This is a genomic window from Streptomyces yerevanensis, from assembly GCF_000716805.1.
GTDB lineage: Bacteria > Actinomycetota > Actinomycetes > Streptomycetales > Streptomycetaceae > Streptomyces > Streptomyces flaveus.
The window spans coordinates 70117-92776 of sequence record NZ_JNWJ01000023.1 but is presented as its reverse complement, the minus strand read 5'-3'; the positions used below and the strand labels follow the sequence as shown (position 1 = coordinate 92776).

The window sequence follows — 22660 nt, the reverse complement described above, 5'->3', positions numbered from 1 at the left end:
ATCACCCTCCCTGGATCACTCTCCTTGCTCGAGCCGCTGGTCCTCGGTCAGCCCGAGCCGCCAGTAGCCGACGAACCTGACCCGCCGACGGTCGATCTCCCGCTCGCGCACGAGATGGCGGCGCAGCTCCTTCACACAGCCGGCCTCGCCCGAGATCCAGGCGTACGGGCTTTGTGCGGGCGGGAGTTGGGCGGAGCGGATCGCGTCGAGAGCCATGGGGGACCCCTCGTCGCGTACGAGCCAGGTGATCTCGGCGTCCGCGTCGGTGCTCAACTCCAGACGGTCGCCCGCGTGCGGGACCTCCAGCCAGACGCGGGCCCTGGTCCCGGCCGGCAGCGACTCCAGGATGGCCGCGGCGGCGGGCAGGGCCGTCTCGTCCGCCCACATGAGGACCAGATCGGTGTCGGCGGGCGGACGGAAACGTATCGCCCCGTTGTCGGCGACCGCCGGGCCGATCAGGGCGACATGGTCACCGGCCTTGGCGTCGGCGGCCCAGCGCGAGGCCGGGCCTGCCGGGGTGGCGGCCCCGGGCTCCGTGCCGTGCAGCACGAAGTCGATGTCGATCTCGGCGGTCGGCCCCTGCGCGTCGCGGCGCAGCGCCCGCAGCGTGTACGAGCGCATCACCGCCCGTACGTCTTCGGGGATGCCGAGGTATGCCTCCCGCCAGCCCTCGCCGTACTCCAAGGGCAGGACGGGCTTCTCCTGCCCCGGGCGCGGCAGGAAGAGCGAGAGGCTCTGGTCCAGGCCGTCGGAGGCGAAGGAGCTCAGGTCGCCGCCCGCGAAGGTGACGCGGACGAGAGACGGGCTGAGCCGCCTCGTCCGTACGACCTGGAGGGAGAAGATACGGTACGGGGCGGCTACGGCCGTCGTCATGCGTGCTCCTGAGTTCTCGTCAGGGGGCGGGCTTTGTGTCCGGCAACGCCGGCGGGTCAGGCGACCTTCTTGGCCTTCTCGATGGCCGTGGCGAGGTTCTCGAGGATGGGCGCGCACTTGTCGTAGGACAGGATCGGCTCCGGGTCACGCGCGATGACCTGACCGGCCTTGACCGCGGGCAACTGCTTCCATGTGCCCTCGGTGATGTCGGCGGGCTGGATGGCCGAGGTGCGGTTGTCCATCAGGATGAGATCCGCGGGGTACTTGTCGACGTTCTCCCAGCTCAGGTTCTCGAACCAGCCGCCGCTGGCCTTCAGTACGTCGGCGGGGGGCTCGACGAAGTTCACGCCGAGCGCTTTGAAGTACTCCAGGTCGATGGAGAGGTTCGAGGTGGAGACGTAGAAGATGTCCTGGCTCGCGGAGCCGGCCAGCACCCTGATGCCCGGGTTGGCCTTGACGGCGGCCCGCACCTTGGCAGAGGCGTCCTCGAAGCGCTTCTTGGCGGCGGTGACCTTCTCGGCCTTCACGTCGGCGCCCAGCGACTCGGCGAGCTCCATCATGCGCTGCAGCGGCTCGGTCAGCTGGCGGTCGTAGACGGAGATGCCGACGGTCGGGGCGAGGGCGACGATCTTGTCCTTGGACTCCTCGGGGACGTACCAGAGCGTGCCCGCGTCGTCGAACATCGTGGTGATCAGAACGTCGGGCGCCAGGGTCGCGTACTTCTCGACGTTGAACTGGCCGAACTCGTTGCCGAGAATGGTCACTTTGCTGATGTCGAGGTCGCCGGCCTGGACGTCGGCCTTGCCGTCCTTGGTCTCGGTGGGGCCGAAGACGCCCTTGACCGCGATGCCGTAGTCGTGGAGCGCGGCGGCGACGCCGGTGAACGCGACGATGTTCGCCGGGACCTTGTCGGTCTTGGCGGTCTCGCCGCGGTCGTCCTTGAAGCTCCAGGGGCCGGACTTGGCGGCCTCCGTGGAGTCGGCCGAGCCACCGCTTTGCGCTTCGTCGTCGCCGCAGGCCGCGAGGACGGCGCCGAGGCCGAGGGCGCTGCCCGCGGCGAGTATGCCGCGGCGGGTGAGGTGGGCGGAACGGGCGTTGGACATGGGTGGCTGCCTTCGAACGGGGCTGGATTGCGGACAAAGTATCAAGTCAGGTTAGCCTAACCTAACCGCATATCCAGAGGGTGGTTCCGGGTGCTGAGACGCCCGGAGTGACGTATGCCCGTTGCTGTGAGCCGCCTGTGGATCGAAGGCAGGCGAGGTGGATGCCCCTCCAATGGGGCGCAGTGCAGCCGGTTGTGATGCGAATGTCAAGGCCGATCTGACGCCTCGGTGGTCGGCTGACGAGCCGCCGGATCCCGCATACCCAGCAGTCGCCGGAGCATTCCACTGCCGTGACCGCCCCGACCCAACACGGCCTGCCGACCGACCACATCGAGGCCACGAAACCGGCGCTGACTGACCGGGTGCGACCGGCGACTGTCACCTGGCCAACCGGTCACCTGTACCAACCGGTAGGGACATTTGCCTCTAGTGACCCGTGATGCCTTTGTGAACCATGTTGCGGAAGCGGGCCTTCCAGGCCGACCAAGGCCGCAAGCGGCGTCGTTTCAGCAGCCTGCCCGCCCAGTCTTTTGTCGCGCCGATGCGGTCTGTGTTTCCGCGATTCCGCCGGTCAGGAGATAAGCCGACGCAAGAAAGGGCAACACTCAGATGCAATCGTTCTCCGAGCCTGTCGTACCGAGGACGAAAGGCCGCGGGCGCAGGAAAGGCTCCCGGTGGCTGAACAAGAAGTTCCTGCCGGTACTCCTCGCCGTAGCCGTGATTCTCGGCGGTGCCTTTCTCATGGCTCCTCAACTGCAGCCGAAAGCCAGTGCGGCCATCAACACCCAGCCGATCGCCTATGGCATCAGCGCAGGACAGACCGGCCAGTCCAGCTACTCGGACTTTCTCAACCGGCTCCGGCAGCGCGTGACAGGCGGTCGGTTCCTGCAGGGTGACACGCTGCGGACAGATCCCGCCGCCCGGAACGACTTCACCATCGTCCAGCTGGGTGCGGGGAACGAGGGCGCCGCCGCGAACGAGATCATGCTGCTCGTACGCAACAGCGACCTGTTCGTGGTCGGCTGGCTCAGCAGGAGCACCAACCGCTTCACGTCCCTCGAGAACGACATTCCGACCCTCAACGACCCCATAGACGATCAGCGCCCGCCGGCCGAGGCCGTGCGAGCCCGCTTCAGCGGGAACTACGTCGATCTGGAGCGCCGGGCGGGCCAGTCCCGTCTGGAGATCGGCCTCTCCCCCGACGGGGTCCGGCAGTCGATCCGCGACCTGGACAGGGCGCAGTCCACCGAGGCCCAGCAGGCCCGGGCCCTGATCGTGCTCATCCAGGTGATCGCCGAGGGCGCCCGGTTCCGTCCGATCGAGACGCTGTACCGCGACACCTACATCAATGGCGCGAGGCAGCCGGACCAACACCTCGTAGAGCTGGAAAACGCCTGGCAACCCGTGTCCGAAATAGCCAATCGGCACGTCAACGATCCGAACGATCCGCTCACTCAAGAGCTCATGCGTCGGCACGAGAACTTCCTGAACGAGTTGCAAGTCTTCGAATCGAATCAGGTTGCCGCCCTGCTGGCGGTGGCGATCTTCTTCACGTCGCTGTAGTGCCCTCGCGGGGTCTGGCCCGTCCAACTGCGGAACTCATTCGCCTTGCAACTGGACGGACCAGACCCCACTCATCCATGCGGGAGACACGAGAGAAGCACGAGGGAAGCACGAGGGAACGGCAGCCCCGCACTTTCGCAGCGGAGGGGTCAACAGCCCGACGCGCCGGCGGCATCGTCCTGGCCCTGGCCGATCGCGACCAGCGCGCGGTCCAGGACCTCCTGGACCTGGCCGAGGGCCGAGATCGTGGTGACCAGACCCGGGGCCTGGTAGTGGTCGACGACCGGCGCCGTCTGGCTGCGGTAGACCTGCAGTCGCGTACGAACAGTTGCCTCGCGGTCGTCATCGCGCTGGTACAGCTCACCGCCGCAGACGTCGCAGGTTCCTGCCACGTCAGGCGGGCTGTAGTCGACGTGGAAGATGTGTTCGCGGTCCCGACGGCACAGCCGTCGTCCAGCGATCCGCCTGACCACCTCGGCCTCGGGAATCTCCAGGTCGAGCACGGCATCCAGCCTCGACTCCGAGTCGGCCAGGATGCCGTCCAGCGCCTCCGCCTGGGCAAGATTGCGGGGGAAGCCGTCCAGCAGGAATCCGCGCTCGGTGTCCGGGCGGGCAAGGCGCTCTTTGATCACCTCGATCGTGACCTCGTCCGGTATCAGAAGGCCGGCGCGCATGTGCGTGTGGGCGCTCTGCCCGAGCTCGGTGCCCTGGTCGATGTGCTCGCGGAACAGGTCACCGGAAGAGATGTGCTGGATCGACAGATGCGCGGCAATGCGCACCGCCTGCGTGCCCTTGCCGGCTCCGGGCGGCCCGATCAGGAGGATGCGCATCGATGAGGTGTCCCTTCGTCGTGCGTGGCCAGGGTCAATCCCAGGATTCGAAGTAGTTGGGCGTAGTGACTGCGTAGACGCCCTTTGTGTATTCCGCAGACGGTAGGCACCCTAAGGTCGGCGCGGCCTCTTACCGCGGCGCGACGGCCGCGAGTACGCCCCGTGCAGCCGTTCCGTCTGGCCAGGTCCACCCGGCGACGAGGCGTCCGGACGACCTCTGCGCGGCCTCCGCCGACCGTAGGACGCGGTTGACCTGGACATCAAGCCCGTCGTCAAGGCCAGTTCCGTGCACGGTGACGGTCGGGTCAGGGGTGTCGCTCTTGCTCTGGTGCTGCGGCGTCGCCTCGCCACGCAGGAGGGCGCGCAACTGCGCCATCACCACCGGGTCGTGGACGCCGTCGTAGATCCACCGGGTGCCGAGCACCCCATGCTCGGAGGTGCCGATCAGCGCATCGCCGGGAACGTTCTCCAGCGCCGCACCGCGGTAGCCCATCGGCACCAGATACGCCACCGGCTCCTGCGCGGTGGCGTCCACCACGACCATGAACTCGATCCCGACCGCGCCCTCCGGATCGTCCAAGCGGAACCCACCGGCCTTGACCAGTTCCGGCGTTACTGCGTCGCCCACGTACCAGCTCTGCTTCGGTAGCCAGTCGGTGAGCAGTTCCAGCTTGGTGGGCGTCATGGTGGTGCGGTGGATGGAGGCCATGCGAGCTCCCTCACGCGTAGGTCTGGGCCCGTCCTCCAACGGGACGTGATGGAACTATAGGAAACGGCCGTGCTTCCCGAGCGGCGGCGAGTGACCTCGTGGATCTCCCCACGTTATGAGGGTCGGTTGCGGGTGGAGGTCGCCGACGCCAACAACGATCAGCCTGCGCCCAGGGAGGCGCAGGCTGATGAGGAGTGCGGGCGTGGCCTCGCTCTCGTCGTTGCCCTTGCTGAGAAGTGGGGGTGCTGTCCGCGGCGGCATGGGATTGGCAAGGCAGTGTGGGCGGAGCTGCTCCTCTGAGCGAGGGAGATGTCAGCTCGTCAGGCCCAACTCCCGTGCGATCAGCATGCGTTGGACCTCGCTCGTGCCCTCGCCGATCTCCAGGATCTTGGAGTCGCGCCACATGCGGGCCACGGGGTATTCGTTCATGAAGCCGTAGCCGCCGTGGATCTGGGTGGCGTCGCGGGCGTTGTCCACGGCGATCGTGGAGGAGTAGAGCTTGGCCAGGGCCGCCTCCTTCTTGAAGGGGTCGCCGGTCACCAGGCGGGAGGCCGCGTCGCGCCAGGTGAGGCGGGACGTGTGGGCCTTCATCTCCATGTCGGCGATTTTGAACTGGATCGCCTGGTTCGCGCCGATCGGCCGGCCGAAGGCGTGGCGCTCCTTGGCGTACTTCAGGGATTCGTCGACGCAGCCCTGCGCAAGACCCGTCGCCAGGGCCGCTATGGCGATACGGCCCTCGTCGAGGATGCGGAGGAACTGGGCGTAACCGCGGCCCTCCTCGCCGAGCAGGTTCGCGGCGGGTACGCGGACGTCGTCGAAGGACAGCTCGCGGGTGTCCGAGGCGTTCCAGCCGACCTTCGAGTACGGGGGTGCCACCGTGAAGCCCGGCGTCCCGGACGGGACGATGATCGCCGAGATACGCGGCTTGCCCTCGGCCGTGCGGCCGGTGACCGCCGTGACCGTGACCAGAGCCGTGATGTCCGTACCGGAGTTGGTGATGAAGCACTTGGTGCCGTTGATCACCCATTCGTTCGTCGCCTCGTCGAGACGGGCCGTCGTACGGGTCGCGCCGGCGTCCGAGCCGCCGTCCGGTTCGGTCAGGCCGAAGGCGCCGAGGATCTCGCCCGTGCAGAGGCGGGGGAGCCATTCCCGCTTCTGGGCCTCGGTGCCGAAGAGGTGGATCGGCATGGCGCCGAGGGAGACGCCCGCTTCGAGGGTGATGGCCACGGAGGAGTCGACGCGGGCCAGCTCCTCCAGCGCGATGCCCAGCGCCAGATAGTCGCCGCCCATACCGCCGTACTCCTCCGGGAACGGCAGCCCGAACAGGCCCATCCGGCCCATCTCCCGCACGATCTCGTACGGGAACTCATGCCGCTCGTAGAAGTCGCCGATCTTCGGGGCGACGACATCATGTGCGAACTCCTCGACCGTACGCCGGAGTTCTTCGAGTTCGGGGGAGAGCCGATGGTCCAGGGACATGGGGGATCACTCCTTGTGGGAGAGGGCGCGGACGGTGCGGGAAGGGCTGGGTCGGCCCAGTTGCTCGGCCATCCACACGCTGGTGGTGATGAGGCGGTCGAGGTCGACTCCGGTGTCGATGCCGAGGCCACGCAGCATCCACACGAGGTCTTCGGTGGCGAGGTTGCCGGTGGCGGACTTGGCGTACGGGCAGCCGCCGAGGCCTCCGGCGGACGCGTCGACGGTCGTGACGCCGTGCTGAAGTGCCGCGAGGGTGTTGGCGAGGGCCTGGCCGTAGGTGTCGTGGAAGTGCACGCCGAGGGTGTGAGTGGGGACGTCTGCGTCGTTGAGCGCGCTGAGCAGTGCCTGTACGTGCCCCGGGGTCGCGACGCCGATCGTGTCGCCGAGGCTCAGTTCGTCGCAGCCCATGTCGAGCAGGGCCCTGCAGACCCGGACGACCTGGGGGATCGGGACCGCGCCCTCCCACGGGTCCCCGAAGCTCATGGAGATGTAGCCGCGGACGTGGCGACCTTCCGTCTTCGCCCGGTTCACCACCGGCTCGAACATGGCCAGCGACTCGTCGAGGGTGCGGTTGAGGTTGGCCTTCGCGAAGGACTCGGTGGCACTGGCGAAGACGGCGACCTGCCGGGCGCCGAGCGCCAGGGCGCGGTCCAGGCCGCGTTCGTTCGGCACGAGGACCGGGAGCGCGACCGGGAGTTCGCTGACGCGGGGGAACAGTTGCTCCGCGTCCGCCAGTTGGGGCACCCACTTCGGGTGTACGAAGCTGGTGGCCTCGATGGTCGTCAGGCCCGCGTCGGCGAGGCGGTGGATGAACTCCGCCTTGACCTCCGTCGGGACCGTGCCCTTCTCGTTCTGCAGGCCGTCGCGGGCGCCGACCTCGTAGATCCGGACGGCGGCCGGGAGGCCCTGGGCGGGGACGGCCATGGGGAGTCCCAGTTCGGGAGTGGTCATGACGTGGCCTCCTCCTGCTCCTGCCCCAGCTCTTGCTCCTGGGGCGCGATGACGGCCAGCACCTGGTCCATGGCGACGGTCGAGCCCGGAGTGACGTCCAGCTCGGCGACGGTGCCGGCGTGCGGGGCGGAGATGACGTGCTCCATCTTCATCGCCTCGACGACCAGCAGGCTCTGTCCGGCGGTCACTTCGTCGCCGACGGCGACCTTCACGACGGTGACTGTGCCGGGCATGGGGGCGGTGAGGGAGTCGACGCCGGTGAGGGCGGCGCCGGTGAGGGAGGCGGCGACGGGGTCGTGATCCTGGACGTTCCAGGCGTCGCCGTCGCGGCCGAGCCAGGTGCCTGCCGGCAGGGCGGCGAAGGTGTGGGTGACGCCGTTCAGGTGGAGGGTGACGGTGCGGGTGCCGGCGGGAGGGTTTTCTTCCCCAAGCCCGCCCCTTCCCGAAGCTGGGGGCAAGCCCCCAGACCCCCACGAGACTTCCGCGTCGCGGAGGGTGCCGCGTACGCGTACCTCGACGGGGTCGTGGCCGGGTACGCGGAGGTGGTGCACGGTCCAGGCGGGGGTTCCGCCGAGACGCCACCCACTGGGTACCGAGAAAGGATCGGTCCACCCCTCCAGCCCGTCCGGCGCTTGAGGACGAGGCCGTTCAGGCCGATCGGGGGTCTGGGGGCGCAGCCCCCCACGCGGCGGAGCCGCAAATTGATACAGCCGGGAAGGGACGGGCCTGGGGAAAAGTTCCGCTTGTCGCAGCAACCCCGCCGCCACGTACACCTCACTCGGCACCTCAGCCGAGACCAGCCCGTCAACCTCCCGCTCCACCAACCCCGTGTCCAACTCCCCGGCCACAACGGCAGGGTGAGCCAACAGCCTCCGCAGGAACCCCGCGTTGGTCGGCACCCCCAGCGTCACCGTCTCGGCGAGGGCGGCGCGGAGCTTCCGTAGAGCCGTCGCCCGGTCAGGCCCGTACGCGATGACCTTGGACAGCATCGGGTCGTACAGGCTGCCGACCTCGGTGCCTTCACTGAGCCCCGAGTCGGTGCGGACACCGTCGCCCTGAGGCTCGCGCAGAGCCAGCACCGTCCCCCCGGAGGGAAGGAATCCCCGCGCCGGATCCTCCGCGCAGATCCGCGCCTCGACCGCGTGGCCGGTGAATGTGATGTCCTCCTGCCCGAACCCCAACCGCTCACCCGCCGCAACCCGAAGCTGCCACTCGACGAGATCGACCCCGGTAATCATCTCCGTCACCGGATGCTCGACCTGGAGCCGGGTGTTCATCTCCATGAAGCAGTACGCCGACGGGTCGTCGCCCGGCACGATGAACTCGACCGTGCCCGCGCCCACGTACCCGCAGGAGCGCGCCGCCTCGACCGCCGCCGCCCCCATGGCCGCCCGCGTCTTCTCGTCGAGCAGGACGCTCGGCGCCTCCTCGATGATCTTCTGGTGCCGGCGCTGGAGGGAGCACTCACGCTCGCCCAGGTGCACCACATTGCCGTGGCCGTCCGCCAGGACCTGGATCTCGATGTGCCGGGGCCGGTCGATCCACCGCTCCACGAGGAGCGTGTCGTCGCCGAAGGAGGCACGGGCCTCACGCCGGGCCGCCGCGATCTCCTCGCTGAGCACCGACAGGTCGCGCACCAGCCGCATCCCCTTGCCGCCACCGCCCGCCGAGGGCTTGAGCAGCACGGGCGCGCCCAACTCGCGGGCCGCGTCCTCCAGTTCGGGATCGGCGGCACCCGGCACGACCGGAACCCCGGCCGCCCGCACCGTCTCCTTGGCGCGGATCTTGTCGCCCATGAGCTCGATGGCCGAGGCGGGCGGCCCGATGAAGACGAGCCCGGCGTCGGCGCAGGCGCGCGCGAAGGAGGCGTTCTCGGCGAGGAAGCCATAGCCCGGATGCACCGCCTGCGCGCCCGTCCGTGCCGCCGCATCCAGCAGCCGCTCCGCCGACAGATAGCTCTCACCCGCCGGCGCCGGACCGATCCGTACAGCCGTGTCCGCCTCCCGGACGTGTCGCGCGTCGGCGTCCGCATCGCTGAAGACGGCCACCGAGCGCACACCCAGCGCCCGGAGCGTACGGATGACCCGGACCGCGATCTCGCCCCGGTTGGCCACAAGCACTGTCTCGAACATCGTCAAGAGTCCCTCACCCTCACATCCGGAAGACGCCGAACTGGGGCTCACCCAGGGGCGCGTTGGCGCAGGCGGTCAGGGCGAGACCCAGCATCTGCCGGGTCTCCATCGGGTCGATGACCCCGTCGTCCCAGAGCCGGGCCGTCGCGTAGTAGGCGTTCCCCTGGCGCTCGTACTGTGCGCGGATCGGCTCCTTGAAGGCCTCTTCCTCTTCGGCGGGCCAGGACTCGCCGCGGGCCTCCAACTGGTCGCGCTTGACGGTCGCGAGGACCGACGCGGCCTGTTCGCCGCCCATCACGGAGATCTTGGCGTTCGGCCACATCCACAGGAAGCGCGGGGAGTACGCCCGGCCGCACATCGAGTAGTTGCCCGCGCCGTACGAGCCGCCGATCACCACCGTCAGCTTCGGTACGCGCGTACTGGCCACCGCCGTGACCATCTTGGCGCCGTGCTTGGCGATGCCGCCCGCCTCGTAGTCACGGCCCACCATGAAGCCTGAGACATTCTGCAGGAACACCAGGGGGATCCCGCGCTGGTCGCACAGCTCGATGAAGTGGGCGCCCTTCTGGGCCGATTCGGAGAACAGGATGCCGTTGTTGGCGACGATCCCGACCGGATGCCCGTGCACCCGCGCGAACCCCGTCACCAGGGTCTGCCCGAACTCCGACTTGAACTCCGCGAAGCGCGAGCCGTCGACCACGCGCGCGATGACCTCGCGTACGTCATAGGGGGTACGGGAATCCACCGGCACCACGCCGTACAGCCCCGCAGGGTCCACCTTCGGCTCCACGGCCGGTGCGACCGTCCAGGGCAGTGCCCCGCGCGCGGGGAGGGTGGAAACGATGGTGCGCACGATCCGCAGCGCGTGCGCGTCGTCCTCCGCGAGATGGTCGGTGACACCCGACACACGCGCGTGGACCTCGCCGCCGCCCAGCTCCTCGGCGGTGACGACCTCTCCCGTCGCGGCCTTCACCAGGGGCGGCCCTCCGAGGAAGATCGTGCCCTGATTGCGCACGATCACGGCCTCGTCGCTCATGGCGGGGACGTACGCTCCACCCGCCGTGCACGAGCCGAGCACCGCCGCGATCTGCGGGATCCCGGCCCCCGACATCCGTGCCTGGTTGTAGAAGATGCGCCCGAAGTGCTCGCGATCGGGGAAGACCTCGTCCTGCATGGGCAGGAAGGCACCTCCGGAGTCCACCAAGTACACACAGGGGAGGCGGTTTTCCAGCGCCACCTCCTGGGCGCGCAGATGCTTCTTCACCGTCATCGGGTAGTACGTGCCGCCCTTGACGGTCGCGTCATTGGCGACGATCACGCACTCGCGGCCGCTCACCCGCCCGATCCCGGCGATGACGCCCGCGGCCGGCGCCTGCTCTTCGTACATCCCGTCGGCGGCGAGCGGGGCCAGCTCCAGGAAGGGCGAGCCCGGGTCGAGGAGGGCGTCCACGCGGTCGCGCGGCAGCAGCTTTCCGCGCGCGGTGTGCCGGGCGCGCGCCCGCTCGCCGCCGCCGAGCCTGGCTGTGGCCAGCTTCCGCCGCAGCTCGTCCAACAGCGCGTGGTGTGCCGCCTCGTTGGCCTGCCAGGCAGCCGACGCGGGGTCGGCCGTGCTGGTCAGCACCGGTGCCTCCTGCATCGTGGAGTCCCCTCGCTTTGTTAATGAGCGTTAACCATGTCCTCCAGGTTAACGACCGCTAACCTCCCTGTCTAGAATTACCTCCATGGCCACCAGAACCGAAGCCCTCACCCGCCGCGAACAGATCCTCAAGGAAGCCGCCCGGCTCTTCGCCGAGCGCGGCTTCCACGGTGTCGGGGTCGACGAGATAGGGGCGGCGGTCGGCATCAGCGGACCCGGCCTGTACCGGCACTTCGCGGGCAAGGACGCGATGCTCGCCGAGCTGCTCGTGGGGATCAGCGGGCAGCTGCTGACCGGTGGCAAGGGGCGGGCCGCCGAGGCCGCCGGGAACCCCGAGGCGGTCCTCGACTCGCTCGTCGAAGGGCACATCGACTTCGCGCTCGACGACCGTCCCCTCATCACCCTGCACGACCGCGAGCTGGACCGCCTCCGGGACAGCGACCGCAAGCTCGTACGGCAACTCCAGCGCCAGTACGTCGAGCTGTGGGTGGAGGTCGTGCGCGAGGTCTACCCCGACCTCGCCGAACCGGCCGCCCGGGCCGCCGTCCACGCGGTCTTCGGGCTGCTGAACTCGACGCCGCACATGGGGCGTCCCGGCTCGCTGCCCGGCCGGGCGGCGACGGCGGCCTTGCTGCACCGGATGGCGCGGGGGGCTTTTGAAGCGGCGGCCGTCTCGGCGCCGGGGTGAGTCGGTCCTGCGGTGACCCGGTCTTGCGGTGACCGGTCCGGGCCTGACGCGGTGCCCGTGTGACCTGCTCCCAGCGTGACCTACGTCTCTGGACGACTGTAGTGACCGGCGGGTAACGTGGGCTGAGCAAGCGCTTAGACAAGACATGCGGCGCTTGGGACCGAGCAACGCGAGCCAAGGAGCCGTACACGATGCGCCGTACCGTCTTCAACGAGGATCACGAGGCGTTCCGGGAGACCCTGCGAGCCTTCATCGAGGCCGAGGTCGTCCCCGTGTACGACGAGTGGTTCGCCGCGGGCCAGGCACCGCGCGACTTCTACTACAAGCTCGCCGAGCTGGGCGTCTTCGGGATCCGCGTCCCCGAGGAGTTCGGCGGCGCGGGCATCGACTCGTACAAGTTCGAGGCCGTCATGTACGAGGAGACCGCCCGCGCGGGTGTCTCCTTCGGCGGCTCCGGCGTGCATGTGCTGCTCGGTCTGCCGTACATCAAGATGCTCGCCACCGACGAGCAGAAGAAGCGGTTCCTGCCGAAGTTCGTCTCCGGTGAGGAGATGTGGGCCCTCGCGATGACCGAGCCGGGCACCGGCTCCGACCTCGCGGGCATGAAGACCACCGCGAAGCTCTCCGACGACGGCACGCACTACGTGCTCAACGGCGCCAAGACCTTCATCACCGGCGGCGTCCACGCCGACCGCGTCATCGTCTGCGCCCGCACCTCCGCCCCGCGCGAGGACGACCGCCGCTTCGGCATCTCCCTGTTCGCCGTCGACACCAAGTCCGAGGGCTACTCCGTCGGCCGCAAGCTCGACAAGCTCGGCCTGAAGACCTCCGACACCGCCGAGCTGGCGTTCGTCGATGTGAAGGTGCCGGTCGAGGACCTGCTCGGCGAGGAGAACAAGGGCTTCGCCTACCTCGGCACCAACCTCGCCTCGGAGCGCTGGGGCATCGCCTACGGCGCGTACGCGCAGGCCGAGGCGGCGGTCCGGTTCGCCAAGGAGTACGTCCAGGACCGTACGGTCTTCGGCAAGACGGTCGCCTCCTTCCAGAACACCAAGTTCGAGCTGGCCGCCTGCCAGGCCGAGGTCGACGCCGCGCAGGCCGTCGCCGACCGCTCCCTGGAAGCCCTGGACGCGGGTGAGCTGTCCCCGGCCGAGGCCGCGAGCGCCAAGCTGTTCTGCACCGAGGTCGCACACCGCGTCATCGACCGCTGCCTCCAGCTGCACGGCGGCTACGGCTTCATGAACGAGTACCCGATAGCCCGCCTCTACGCCGACAACCGCGTCAACCGGATCTACGGCGGCACCAGCGAGGTCATGAAGATGATCATCGCGAAGGACATGGGTCTGTAAGCCGCCCGCAATCAGTGCGCGGTACAACCGACAACATGAGCCAGGCACGCGAGGCACTCGACTCCCTGCTCGATCTGCTCGACCTGGAGCGGATCGAGCAGGACATCTTCCGCGGCCGGTCCCAGTCCTCCGTCGTCCCGCGCGTCTTCGGCGGGCAGGTCGCGGCGCAGGCCCTGGTCGCCGCCGGACGTACGGTTCCCGAGGACCGGCTCGCCCACTCCCTGCACGCGTACTTCCTGCGCCCCGGAGACCCCGGCGCGCCCATCGTCTACACCGTGGACCGGATCCGCGACGGCCGTTCCTTCACGACCCGGAGGGTCGTCGCGGTCCAGCACGGGCAGCCGATCTTCCACCTCTCCGCGTCCTTCCAGACGTACGAGGAGGGCCTGGAGCACCAGGCCCCCATGCCGGCCTCGCCCGACCCCGAGACCCTGCCGACCGCGGCGGAGATCCTGCCGACGTACGCGGACGCCTTCTGGGAACCGGGCGTACTGGAGCGCCTGCTGGAGGCCCGCGCCGCGGTCGACCTCCGGTACGTGGACGCGCCGCCGTTCGCGAGCGTCGGGGAGGAGCGCGAGCCGCGCTCCCAGGTGTGGTTCCGCACCAACGGCAAGCTGGTGGACGATCCCCTGCTCCACGTCTGCCTCGCCACCTACGTCTCCGACATGACGCTCCTCGACTCCGTGCTCCTCGCCCACGGGCGGGGTGGCTGGGCCGTGGGGGACGTGGTCGGGGCCTCGCTGGACCACGCGATGTGGTTCCACCGGCCGTTCCGTGCCGACGAGTGGCTGCTGTACGACCAGGAGTCGCCGTCGGCGTCAGGTGGGCGGGGGCTTGGGCAGGCCCGGATCTATACGCGGGAGGGGCAGTTGGCGATCACGGTGATCCAGGAAGGTGTGGTACGGATCCCCCGGTGATGGTTCCACCGGGGGTGGGCCGGGGCTCAGGCCGTCGCCGTGAGGCCCGCCGCGTCCAGGAGATACGCCGTCATCGGGTCATAGTGCCGCGGACTCGTGACGTGGTCGTCCAGGGGAATCGTCACCTGGAGCGTGCCCTCGGACTCGGCGAGGAAGAGGGCGGGGTCGTTGGAGTCCGCGTACCCCATGGAGTCGATGCCCTGCTGGCCGGCGAAACCCGCCCAGCCGTGGTCGGCGACGACCAGATCGGGCAGCGGCCGGCCCTCGCGCTCGAGCCCCGTCAGGATGGCGCGCATCGGCTCCCCGGAGTGGGTGTGCCAGAGCGTGGCACCCTGCTCCAGGACTGCCACGTCCGCGAACTGGAAGACATACCCCTCGTCCGTCTGCAGCCCGTCCGGAATCACCACGATCTCGCATCCGGCGGCCCGCAACCCGGCGGCCGTCGCCCGGTGCACATCCAGCAACCCGCCCGGATGCCCCGTCGCGAACAGCACCCGCTGCTTCCCGGCCGCCGCCTTCCGCAGCCGTGACGCCATCCGGTCCAGGGCGTCGATCGTCAGCTCCGGATCGATGGTGTCCTGCCCGTGGCGATACTCCGGGTCGTCATTCACCCCGCAACGCTCCGCCATCACCGCGAGTACGTCCTGCTCGTCGGTCCAGCGGTCACCGAGCTCGAGGCCGAGCCAGAAGTGGCGGTCGCCGTTCGCCAGTTTGCGGTAGTGGGAGAGGTTGTTCTCGCGGGGGGTGGCGACATCGCCCGCGATACGCGTCCGTACGAGGTGGTCGACGAGTTCGGCGCGGCTGGGAGTCCCGGGTATCGGCATGGTCCCTATTCTGCCGGTGCGCCCCGTGTGGCGAACTGGTGTTCCGTAGCCTGGGACGGGGGGTCACGTGGTGTTCGTCACCCCGGGCAGCGAAACGATCACAGGCGGGGCCGAAGCGGCGTTTCCGTCAGCCCAGGTGCGTAGGCGCGAACATCCGTAGCACTGCCGGGAGGACGATCACCGACGGGCCGGGCGTTGACAGGGCCTTCGCCAAGTCGCCTTCGAGGGTCTCAGGAGCCGTACGGACACCCGGTACCCCGAACGACTCCGCCAGAGCCACATAGTCCGGGCGGGTCAGTTCCGTGGCCGTCTCCGTGGCTGTGGCCGTCGCCGTCGTCTCGCCGAAGGTGTCCGTCATGTATTCGCGGAGGATGCCGTAGCCGCCGTCGTCGATGATCAGCCAGGTGACGTCGAAGCCGTGTTGCTTCGCGGTGGCGAGTTCGGCGATGGAGTACAGGGCGCCGCCGTCGCCGGAGACCGCGAGGACCGGGTGGGTGGGGTCCGCCGCCGCGGCGCCCAGGGCGGCCGGGAAGGCGTAGCCGAGGCCGCCCGCGCCCTGGGCCGAGTGCATGGTGTTCGGGTGGCGGGGGTCGAAGGCCGACCAGGCCCAGTACGCCAGGATCGTCATGTCCCAGAAGGAGGGGGAGCGCGGGGGAAGGGCTCGGCGTATCGACGCCAACGCGTCCTGTTCCAGGGCGAGTTGCTGGGAGGCGATACGTGAATGGACCCGTTCCAGGAGCGTACGCACCCGCTCGGGAGCCGCCTCGTCCGGACGCTCGTCCACCGTCTCCAGCAGGGCGGAGAGCGCGAGTCTCGCATCCGCGTGGATGCCGAGCGCCGGGTAGTTGGACTCCAGCTTGCCCAGGTCCGCCTCGATCTGGATCAGCCTGCCGCGCGGCTTGAACGTTCGGTAGTTCGACGACAGTTCGCCGAGGCCCGAGCCGACGACGAGGAGTACGTCCGCGTCCTCCAGGAAGTCCGTCGTGTGGCGGTCCTCCAGCCAGGACTGGAGGGAGAGGGGGTGGTTCCAGGGGAACGCTCCCTTCCCGCCGAAGGTGGTGACCACGGGGGCCTGGATCCGCTCCGCCAGCGCCCGCAGCTTTCCCGACGCGTCCGCCCGTATCACCCCGCCTCCCGCGATGATCGCCGGGCGGGCCGCCCCGGACAGCAAGTGGGCCGCCACCGCCGTGAGTTCGGGGCGTGGGACCAGTTCCTCGGGTGTCGCGTCGGCCGCCGTCACCTGCGGCAGCGGCGTCTCGGCCAGCAGTACGTCCTGCGGGATCTCCACCCACACCGGCCCGTGCGGAGCCGTCAGCGCCGACTGCCACGCCGCCGCGATCGCCGACGGGATCTGTGACTGCGTACGGACCGTATGGACCGACTTCACCACGCCCCTGAAGGACGCCTGCTGGTCCGGGAGTTCGTGCAGGTAGCCGTGGCGGCCGCCGCCCAGGCCCGCCGTCGGGATCTGGCTGCTGATCGCCAGCACCGGCGCGCTCGCCGCCGCCGCCTCCTGGAGTGCGGCCAGGGACGTCAGCGCGCCCGGGCCCGTCGAGAGCAGCAGCGGGGCCGCCTCGCCGGTGATACGGCCGTACGCGTCGGCCGCGAAGCCCGCGTTGTTCTCGACGCGCAGGCCGACGTAGCGGAGCGAGGAGCGGCGGAGCGCGTCGAACATGCCCAGGGCGTGCTGGCCGGGGAGACCGAAGACCGTTGTCGCGCCGAGGCCGGACAGGGTTTCCACGACCAGGTCTCCGCCGTTGCGGCCGGGGGGAGGATTCAGGGCGGCCGAGGTCTGCGCCTCCGTCGGGCGGAGGACCAAGTCGTGGTCGTGGGTCACTTCGCTGCCTTCTCCTGCTTTGCCTGCGCGATCTGGCGGGACATGATCGTCGTCAGTTCGTACGCCGTGTGGGACGCGGCGACCGACGTGATCTCGGCGTGATCGTACGCGGGCGCGACCTCGACGACGTCCGCCGAGACGAGGTGGCAGGACGCCAACCCCCGGAGGATCTCCAGGAGTTCGCGGGAGGTGAGGCCGCCCGCCTCCGGTGTACCCGTGCCGGGCGCGTGCGCCGGGTCCAGGACGTCGATGTCGATGGAGACGTAGAGCGGACGGTCGCCGATGCGCTGCCGCAGCTGGTCCGCCACCTCGTCCACACCGCGCCGCATCACGTCCGCCGATGTCACGATGCCGAAGCCCATCTTCTCGTCGTCGTCCAGGTCCTGCCTGCCGTACAGCGGGCCGCGCGTGCCCACGTGCGAGAGCGCCGAGGTGTCGAGGATGCCCTCCTCGACCGCCCGCCGGAACGGCGTGCCGTGCGTGTACTCCGCGCCGAAGTACGTGTCCCAGGTGTCGAGATGCGCGTCGAAGTGGAGCAGCGCGACCGGGCCGTGCTTCTTCGCGACCGACCGCAGGAGGGGGAGCGCGATGGTGTGGTCGCCGCCGAGGGTCATCAACCGGGCGCCGGTGCCGAGGAGTTCGTCCGCGGCCCCTTCGATGGTCTCCACGGCCTCGTCGATGTCGAACGGGTTCGCGGCGATGTCCCCGGCGTCCGCGACCTGCGCGAGGGCGAAGGGGGACGCGTCCTGCGCGGGGTTGTACGGGCGCAGGAGACGGCTGGCCTCCCGGATCGCGTTCCCGCCGAAACGGGCACCCGGCCGGTACGAGACGCCCGCGTCGAACGGCACACCCACGACCGCGACGTCGGCGCGGCCGACCTCGTCGAGGCGGGGCAGCCGGGCGAAGGTCGCGGGACCCGCGTACCGCGGAACGCGGGACGAGTCGACGGGGCCGCGGGGCGTCTCGTTGCTGCTCATGGTTGTTCTGCCTTCTTTCCTACGCTTCGTCGCGTATGTACTGCACGGCCGACTCTAGTGGGGAGCCGGAACGGGTTCGGACACGGGTTCGGGAGCCCGGCCCGCCAGTCGCTCGCGCCAGGCGGCGAGCACGGCGGCGTCAGTCGCGGGTGTGGCCAGCGAGACGATCACGTACGTGGCCAGCGAGGACAGCAGCCCGTAATAGATGGGCTCGTTGGCGAGGATTCCGTACGCCGCCATCAGCGCGATGACCGCGAGGCCGCCGACCGCGACGGAGGCCAGCGCGCCCTGGGCGGTGCCGCGCTTCCACAGCAGGCCGCCGAGGATGGGCACGAGGAGGCCGCCGACGAGGAGGTTGTAGGCGACGGTCAGGGCCTCGACGACGTTGTTGAGCGCGATGGCGGTACAGATCACCGCGACGCCCATGATGAGGATGAAGGCCCTGTTACCCCTGACCTCGTCGTGCTGCTCCTCGGACGGTCGGACGGCCCCTCGCAACCGCGACCAGATGTCGTTGTTCGCGACGGTCGCGCAGGCGATGAGAGCGCCCGAGGACGTCGACATCACGGCGGCCAGCGCCGCGGCGAGCACCAACCCCCGTACCCCCATGGGGAGTTCGTCCTTCACGATGGTCGCGAAGGCGTCGTCCGCGCTGCCGAGCTTCGGGTAGAGGACCTTGGCCGCCGTACCGATGACGGCGCCGGCGAGCGCGTACGCCAGGCAGTAGGTGCCCGCGACCGTGCCGCCCCATTTGGCGGTCCGGTCGCTGCGCGCGGTGAACACGCGCTGCCAGATGTCCTGCCCGATCAGCATGCCGAAGGTGTAGATCAGGACGTACGTGAAGATCGTCTCGCCGCCGATGCCCAGCGGGTCGAAGTACGACGTCGGCAGCTCGTCCCTCATCGCGCCGAAGCCGCCCGCCTTGACGACCGCGATGGGGAGCAGCAGGAGCAGTACGCCGATCGTCTTGACCACGAACTGCACCATGTCGGTGAGGGTGATCGACCACATGCCGCCGAGCGTCGAGTACGCGACGACGATCGAGCCGCCGAGGACGATCGCGACCGTGCGGTTCATGTCGAAGAGGACGTCGAAGATCGTGGCGTACGCGATGGTGGACGTGACGGCGAGCATCAGCGTGTACGCCCACATGACGACGCCGGAGATGACGCCGGCCCGTCCGCCGTAGCGCAGGTCGAGCATCTCGGAGACGGTGTAGACCTTCAGCCGGGCGATGCGGGCGGAGAAGAAGACCGACAGGGCGAGGAGCCCGAGGCCGATGGTGAAGACCATCCAGGCGCCGGAGAGCCCGTACTGGTACCCGAGGCCGACGCCGCCGATGGTGGACGCGCCGCCGAGGACGATCGCGGCCATGGTGCCGGAGTACATGGTGGGACCGAGGCGGCGGCCCGCCACCAGGAACTCGCTCTTCGACTTGGCGCGGCGCATGCCCCACCAGCCCATGGCCAGCATGCCTGCCAGATAGACGACGATCACTGCGTAGTCGACGGCCACAGGGCCCTCCTTCACTCGGTGTCGCCTGCGGGTGACGAGCAACGACACTAGGTGGCCGGAAAGCGACTGCGAAGTGTACGTTTCATCCATTCGAGCCGCCTCGAGTGGAGGGAACGTCCACCATGCAGGACCCCGCCGTCCCTCCCACCCCACCGGTCCCACTGGCGGCGCTCCTGGCCCGCGAGGACCTCGCCCTCCGCCAGATCGCCGGGCCGACCGATCCGGACCTCGTCGTCCACTGGGCGCACACCTCGGAGATGGCGGACCCGTACCCGTACCTGCTGGGCGGCGAGCTGCTGCTGACGGCCGGAGTGCACATCCCGGAGGCGGCGGGCTCGGGGACCTACTTCGAGGACTACGTGTCCCGGATCGTCGCGGCGGGCGGCGCAGCCCTCGGTTTCGGGGTGGCGCCGGTGCACGACATGGTGCCGCGGGCGCTGGTCGCGGCCTGCGAGGCGTACGAGCTGCCGCTGGTCGAGGTCCCGCCGCAGACCACCTTCTCGGGCGTGGCCCGGGCGGTCTGGCAGCTCATGGCCCAGGCCCGGCACGCGGAGCTGCGCCGCGTGACCGAGGCCCAGCAGAGCCTGGCCGCGGCGGCCTCCCGGCAGGACCCGGTGCCGTCGGTCCTGCGGCAACTGGCTCAGCGGGTGGGCGGCCGGGCGGTGCTGTACGGGACCGACGGGGTGGAAGTCGCGGTTGCGGGGCGGGAGTTGAGGCCGGGAGCGAGTGGCGCGCTGGCCGAGCTGGCGGCGATCGTGCGGCCGGTCGAGGGTCCCGGTGCCACGCCCACGCCCGCCCCTTCCTCCGCCACCGACACCGTGGACGGCACCCACCTCGCCGCGTACGCCCTCGGTACGGAGCAGAGATTCGTGCTCGGAGTGGCGGCGCCTCGGCGCGAACCCGGCGACCACACCATCGCCTCCGTCGCCGCCGTACTCCTGTCCCTCCTCACCGGCGAGCACCAGAGCGGTACCGGCGCGGCCCGCTCCTCGGCTCTCGTACGACTGCTGCTGGGCGCCGCGCCCGAGGACGTGGCGCCTCTTCTGGGCGGAAAGCGGTGGGTCGTGGTGCACGCGTGTCCGGACGGCCCCGCTGCTCCGGACGCCGTCGCCGCGTCCGCGCTGGGGGCGGCACTCGGCTCGGCGCTTGTCGACCTGGACGTGGACGGGGAGGTCGTACGCGTCCTCGTGCCCGCCGAGCGTGAGCCGGCCCCGCAGTCCGGCTGGACGTGCGGGGTCAGCTCGGCCGTCGGTCCGCAGGAGTGGGCTGCCGCCGACATGCAGGCCGCCCGCGCGCTGGCTCGCGCGCGGGCCACCCGTACGCCCCTGGTCCGCCACAGCGAACGCCTCGGCCTGGCCGGCCTGATTCCGCCGGCCGAGGCCGAGGCTCACACCCGTACGCTCCTCGCCCCGATCGCCACGAACCCGGCCCTCCCCGAGACCCTCCGCACCTGGCTTTCCCTGCACGGCAGTTGGGACCGCACGGCGGTCGCCCTGTCCGTGCACCGGAACACGGTGCGGCAGCGGGTCGCGCGGTGTGCGGCCCTGCTGGACGTGGACCTCGACGATCCGGACGTACGGATGGAGCTGTGGTTCGCGCTCAGGCAGCTCGGACACGAGTGACCCAGGAGCGGCGCGGACGCCTGTCCTGGGTCACTCGCTTTGTCAGCTGCTCATTCTCAGCTGCTCAGCGCAGGTCCGAGCCGAACAGTGCGTCCGCGGACGGCGCCGACAGCGTCCCGGGGCCGAAGGCGAAGGCCGACGTGGTGGTGAGGCCACTCGTCTTGCCGCGCAGGAGCCAGACCGCTCCGGCGTCGGCGTTCTCAGCCGTCGAGGAGACGGCGAGGTCACGGTGGCCGTTGCCGTCGACGTCCAGGAGCGCGGCAGCCGCGCCGAACTCGTCGTTCGTCTCGGCGACTCCGGGCACACCCTCGGTGTTCTGGTGGAAGACCTGGGTGCCGGTGCCCGTGACGCCGGAGGCGCTGCCGGGGACCAGGGCGAACGAACCGGCGTCGGTGAGGCCGCTGAAGTCCTCGCCGGAGATGCCGAGCGCGATGTCCGCGTAGCCGTCGCCCGTGACGTCGGCGACCGAGACCGCGGAGCCAACGTTGTCACCGGGCTCCTGGGCGCCGTGGAAGCCGGGCAGGCTCTGGTCGAAGGCCTGATCACCGGCGTCGTTCAGGCCCTGGGCCGAGCCGAACGCTATGCGCACCTTCTCGCTCGCGTCGTCGGCACCGACCACCACGTCGTCGATGCCGTCGCCGTTCACGTCACCCACGCCGGTGCCCGGCTGGGGACCGCCCGCGGTGTCTCCGGGTGCCCGCACGGTGGTGAATCCCGAACTGCCGCCGTACAGCACCCGGTTGCCCCAGGTACCGTCGCCGGTGTAGGCCCACTGGACGATGTCGTCCTTGCCGTCACCGTTGACGTCGCCGACCTGGCCGGAGACGACAGGTCCGGTGATCGAGTCGGGGCCGTCCTCGCAGCCGCCGTTGGTGACGCATGAGGCGTCGTCCGCCTCGTAGCCCCACCATTCGGACCTGTCGAGGATGTTCAGGGTGGCGGCGGGCGTTCCGGCGCGGGTGACCGGGCCCTTCCAGAGGGTGGCCGGGGCGCCCTCGGGGTCGTCGCCGCCGACGTCCTGCTTGGAGAACAGGGCCAGGTCCGTCGTGCCGTCCCCGTCGAAGTCGCCTGCCTGCGGAGCGGCCCCGTACCCGGCGATGTTCGTGCCGCCGGTGAGACCCGAGGGGGAGCCCCAGAGGATGACGGAGCCTGCGGTGCCGCCGGCGATCACGAGGTCGCCGTAGCCGTCGCTGTCCAGGTCGCCCTTGGTGAAGGTCGCCCCGAAGCGCTGGTTGGCTGTGGCCGAGCCGGGAACACCGCTGGTGGAGCGGCTGATGAGTTTTTTGTCGGTGGCGGAGAGGCCGCTGGGCGAGCCGTACGTGACGGCCACGTAGCCGGCCTTGGCCGCGCCGGAGATCGTGGCGCCCGGCGCGCCGACGACCAGGTCGGCGTAGCCGTCCCCGTTTAAGTCGTCCTGTACGTCAACGTCCGCCGATTCGGCCGTGGGGGCGGCCTGGGCGGCATGGGCGGAGGCCCCGGTGAGGGCCAGGGTGCTGATCCCTCCGGCGAGCAGCGCCGCGGCGGCCACGGGGGCGGTCAGCCGGGCGGTGGGGGTCCTGCGTCGTACTCGGGACATGCATGTGCCTTTCGAGTCGGTCCTTTCGGCGCGTCGGGGACGCGCTTTCACGGGATGAGACTCGGACGGTAGGTCACCG

The 22660-nt window shown here is 69.9% G+C and carries 18 protein-coding genes; 5 read left to right on the top strand and 13 right to left on the bottom strand.

The window, feature by feature from the left end; translation table 11 throughout:
- Nucleotides 1-15 precede the first annotated feature (15 nt).
- Nucleotides 16-873, bottom strand: a complete 858-nt coding sequence (locus OP79_RS24205) for a siderophore-interacting protein (RefSeq protein ID WP_033322800.1) — start codon at nt 871-873, stop codon at nt 16-18.
- A gap of 56 nt (nt 874-929) precedes the next feature.
- Nucleotides 930-1976, bottom strand: coding sequence for an ABC transporter substrate-binding protein (locus tag OP79_RS24200; RefSeq protein WP_033322799.1), 1047 nt, complete (start codon nt 1974-1976; stop codon nt 930-932).
- A 609-nt stretch (nt 1977-2585) separates the two neighbouring features.
- On the opposite strand from OP79_RS24200, the gene OP79_RS24195 reads away from it, so the two are divergent.
- A complete protein-coding gene (locus OP79_RS24195; RefSeq protein WP_033322798.1) occupies nt 2586-3539 on the top strand; it encodes a ribosome-inactivating family protein in 954 nt (317 codons plus the stop codon).
- A gap of 149 nt (nt 3540-3688) precedes the next feature.
- Here the strand turns inward: OP79_RS24195 and OP79_RS24190 are convergent, their stop codons facing one another.
- The 6 genes from OP79_RS24190 to OP79_RS24165 all read right to left on the bottom strand — a co-directional run bounded on the left by OP79_RS24190 (nt 3689) and on the right by OP79_RS24165 (nt 11276).
- Complete coding sequence (locus OP79_RS24190; protein WP_033322797.1) at nt 3689-4369, bottom strand: adenylate kinase; 681 nt, start codon at nt 4367-4369, stop codon at nt 3689-3691.
- 130 nt (nt 4370-4499) lie between these two features.
- Nucleotides 4500-5078 (bottom strand): maltokinase N-terminal cap-like domain-containing protein, encoded by a 579-nt coding sequence (locus OP79_RS24185; RefSeq protein WP_033322796.1) that lies wholly within the window; start codon nt 5076-5078, stop codon nt 4500-4502.
- 312 nt (nt 5079-5390) lie between these two features.
- Nucleotides 5391-6551, bottom strand: coding sequence for an acyl-CoA dehydrogenase family protein (locus OP79_RS24180; protein ID WP_033322842.1), 1161 nt, complete (start codon nt 6549-6551; stop codon nt 5391-5393).
- A 12-nt stretch (nt 6552-6563) separates the two neighbouring features.
- The gene (locus OP79_RS24175; RefSeq protein ID WP_033322795.1) at nt 6564-7508 is read right to left on the bottom strand and encodes a hydroxymethylglutaryl-CoA lyase; all 945 of its coding nucleotides are present in this window, start codon (nt 7506-7508) and stop codon (nt 6564-6566) included.
- Complete coding sequence (locus OP79_RS24170) at nt 7505-9640, bottom strand: acetyl/propionyl/methylcrotonyl-CoA carboxylase subunit alpha (protein ID WP_033322793.1); 2136 nt, start codon at nt 9638-9640, stop codon at nt 7505-7507. The genes OP79_RS24175 and OP79_RS24170 overlap by 4 nt, the downstream gene beginning before the upstream one ends.
- A 19-nt stretch (nt 9641-9659) precedes the next feature.
- Entirely contained in the window at nt 9660-11276 is a 1617-nt protein-coding gene (locus OP79_RS24165) for a carboxyl transferase domain-containing protein (RefSeq protein ID WP_033322791.1), read from the bottom strand.
- An 85-nt stretch (nt 11277-11361) separates the two neighbouring features.
- Between OP79_RS24165 and OP79_RS24160 the strand changes: the two genes are divergently transcribed.
- The 3 genes from OP79_RS24160 to OP79_RS24150 all read left to right on the top strand — a co-directional run bounded on the left by OP79_RS24160 (nt 11362) and on the right by OP79_RS24150 (nt 14230).
- Nucleotides 11362-11964: an SACE_7040 family transcriptional regulator gene (locus tag OP79_RS24160; RefSeq protein WP_033322789.1), complete on the top strand. Its 603-nt coding sequence runs from the start codon at nt 11362-11364 to the stop codon at nt 11962-11964.
- A gap of 191 nt (nt 11965-12155) precedes the next feature.
- Nucleotides 12156-13313 carry an acyl-CoA dehydrogenase family protein gene (locus OP79_RS24155; RefSeq protein ID WP_033322787.1) on the top strand — a complete coding sequence of 386 codons (1158 nt, stop codon included), beginning with the start codon at nt 12156-12158 and terminating at the stop codon, nt 13311-13313.
- 35 nt (nt 13314-13348) lie between these two features.
- On the top strand, nt 13349-14230 hold the full coding sequence (locus tag OP79_RS24150; protein ID WP_033322841.1) for an acyl-CoA thioesterase: 882 nt from the start codon (nt 13349-13351) through the stop codon (nt 14228-14230).
- A 26-nt stretch (nt 14231-14256) separates the two neighbouring features.
- Here the strand turns inward: OP79_RS24150 and OP79_RS24145 are convergent, their stop codons facing one another.
- From OP79_RS24145 to OP79_RS24130, 4 genes are all read right to left on the bottom strand, one after another.
- The gene (locus OP79_RS24145; protein ID WP_033322785.1) at nt 14257-15054 is read right to left on the bottom strand and encodes a phosphatase; all 798 of its coding nucleotides are present in this window, start codon (nt 15052-15054) and stop codon (nt 14257-14259) included.
- A gap of 127 nt (nt 15055-15181) precedes the next feature.
- The gene (locus tag OP79_RS24140) at nt 15182-16891 is read right to left on the bottom strand and encodes a thiamine pyrophosphate-binding protein (protein WP_033322783.1); all 1710 of its coding nucleotides are present in this window, start codon (nt 16889-16891) and stop codon (nt 15182-15184) included.
- Complete coding sequence (gene speB, locus OP79_RS24135) at nt 16888-17868, bottom strand: agmatinase (protein WP_033322781.1); 981 nt, start codon at nt 17866-17868, stop codon at nt 16888-16890. Before speB ends, OP79_RS24140 begins: the two co-directional genes overlap by 4 nt.
- A gap of 54 nt (nt 17869-17922) precedes the next feature.
- Nucleotides 17923-19383: a sodium:solute symporter family protein gene (locus tag OP79_RS24130; RefSeq protein ID WP_033322779.1), complete on the bottom strand. Its 1461-nt coding sequence runs from the start codon at nt 19381-19383 to the stop codon at nt 17923-17925.
- Nucleotides 19384-19505: 122 nt separating this feature from the next.
- Between OP79_RS24130 and OP79_RS24125 the strand changes: the two genes are divergently transcribed.
- Nucleotides 19506-21005, top strand: a complete 1500-nt coding sequence (locus OP79_RS24125) for a PucR family transcriptional regulator (protein ID WP_211270854.1) — start codon at nt 19506-19508, stop codon at nt 21003-21005.
- 64 nt (nt 21006-21069) lie between these two features.
- Here the strand turns inward: OP79_RS24125 and OP79_RS24120 are convergent, their stop codons facing one another.
- On the bottom strand, nt 21070-22581 hold the full coding sequence (locus tag OP79_RS24120; protein ID WP_033322776.1) for an FG-GAP-like repeat-containing protein: 1512 nt from the start codon (nt 22579-22581) through the stop codon (nt 21070-21072).
- Nucleotides 22582-22660 lie beyond the last annotated feature (79 nt).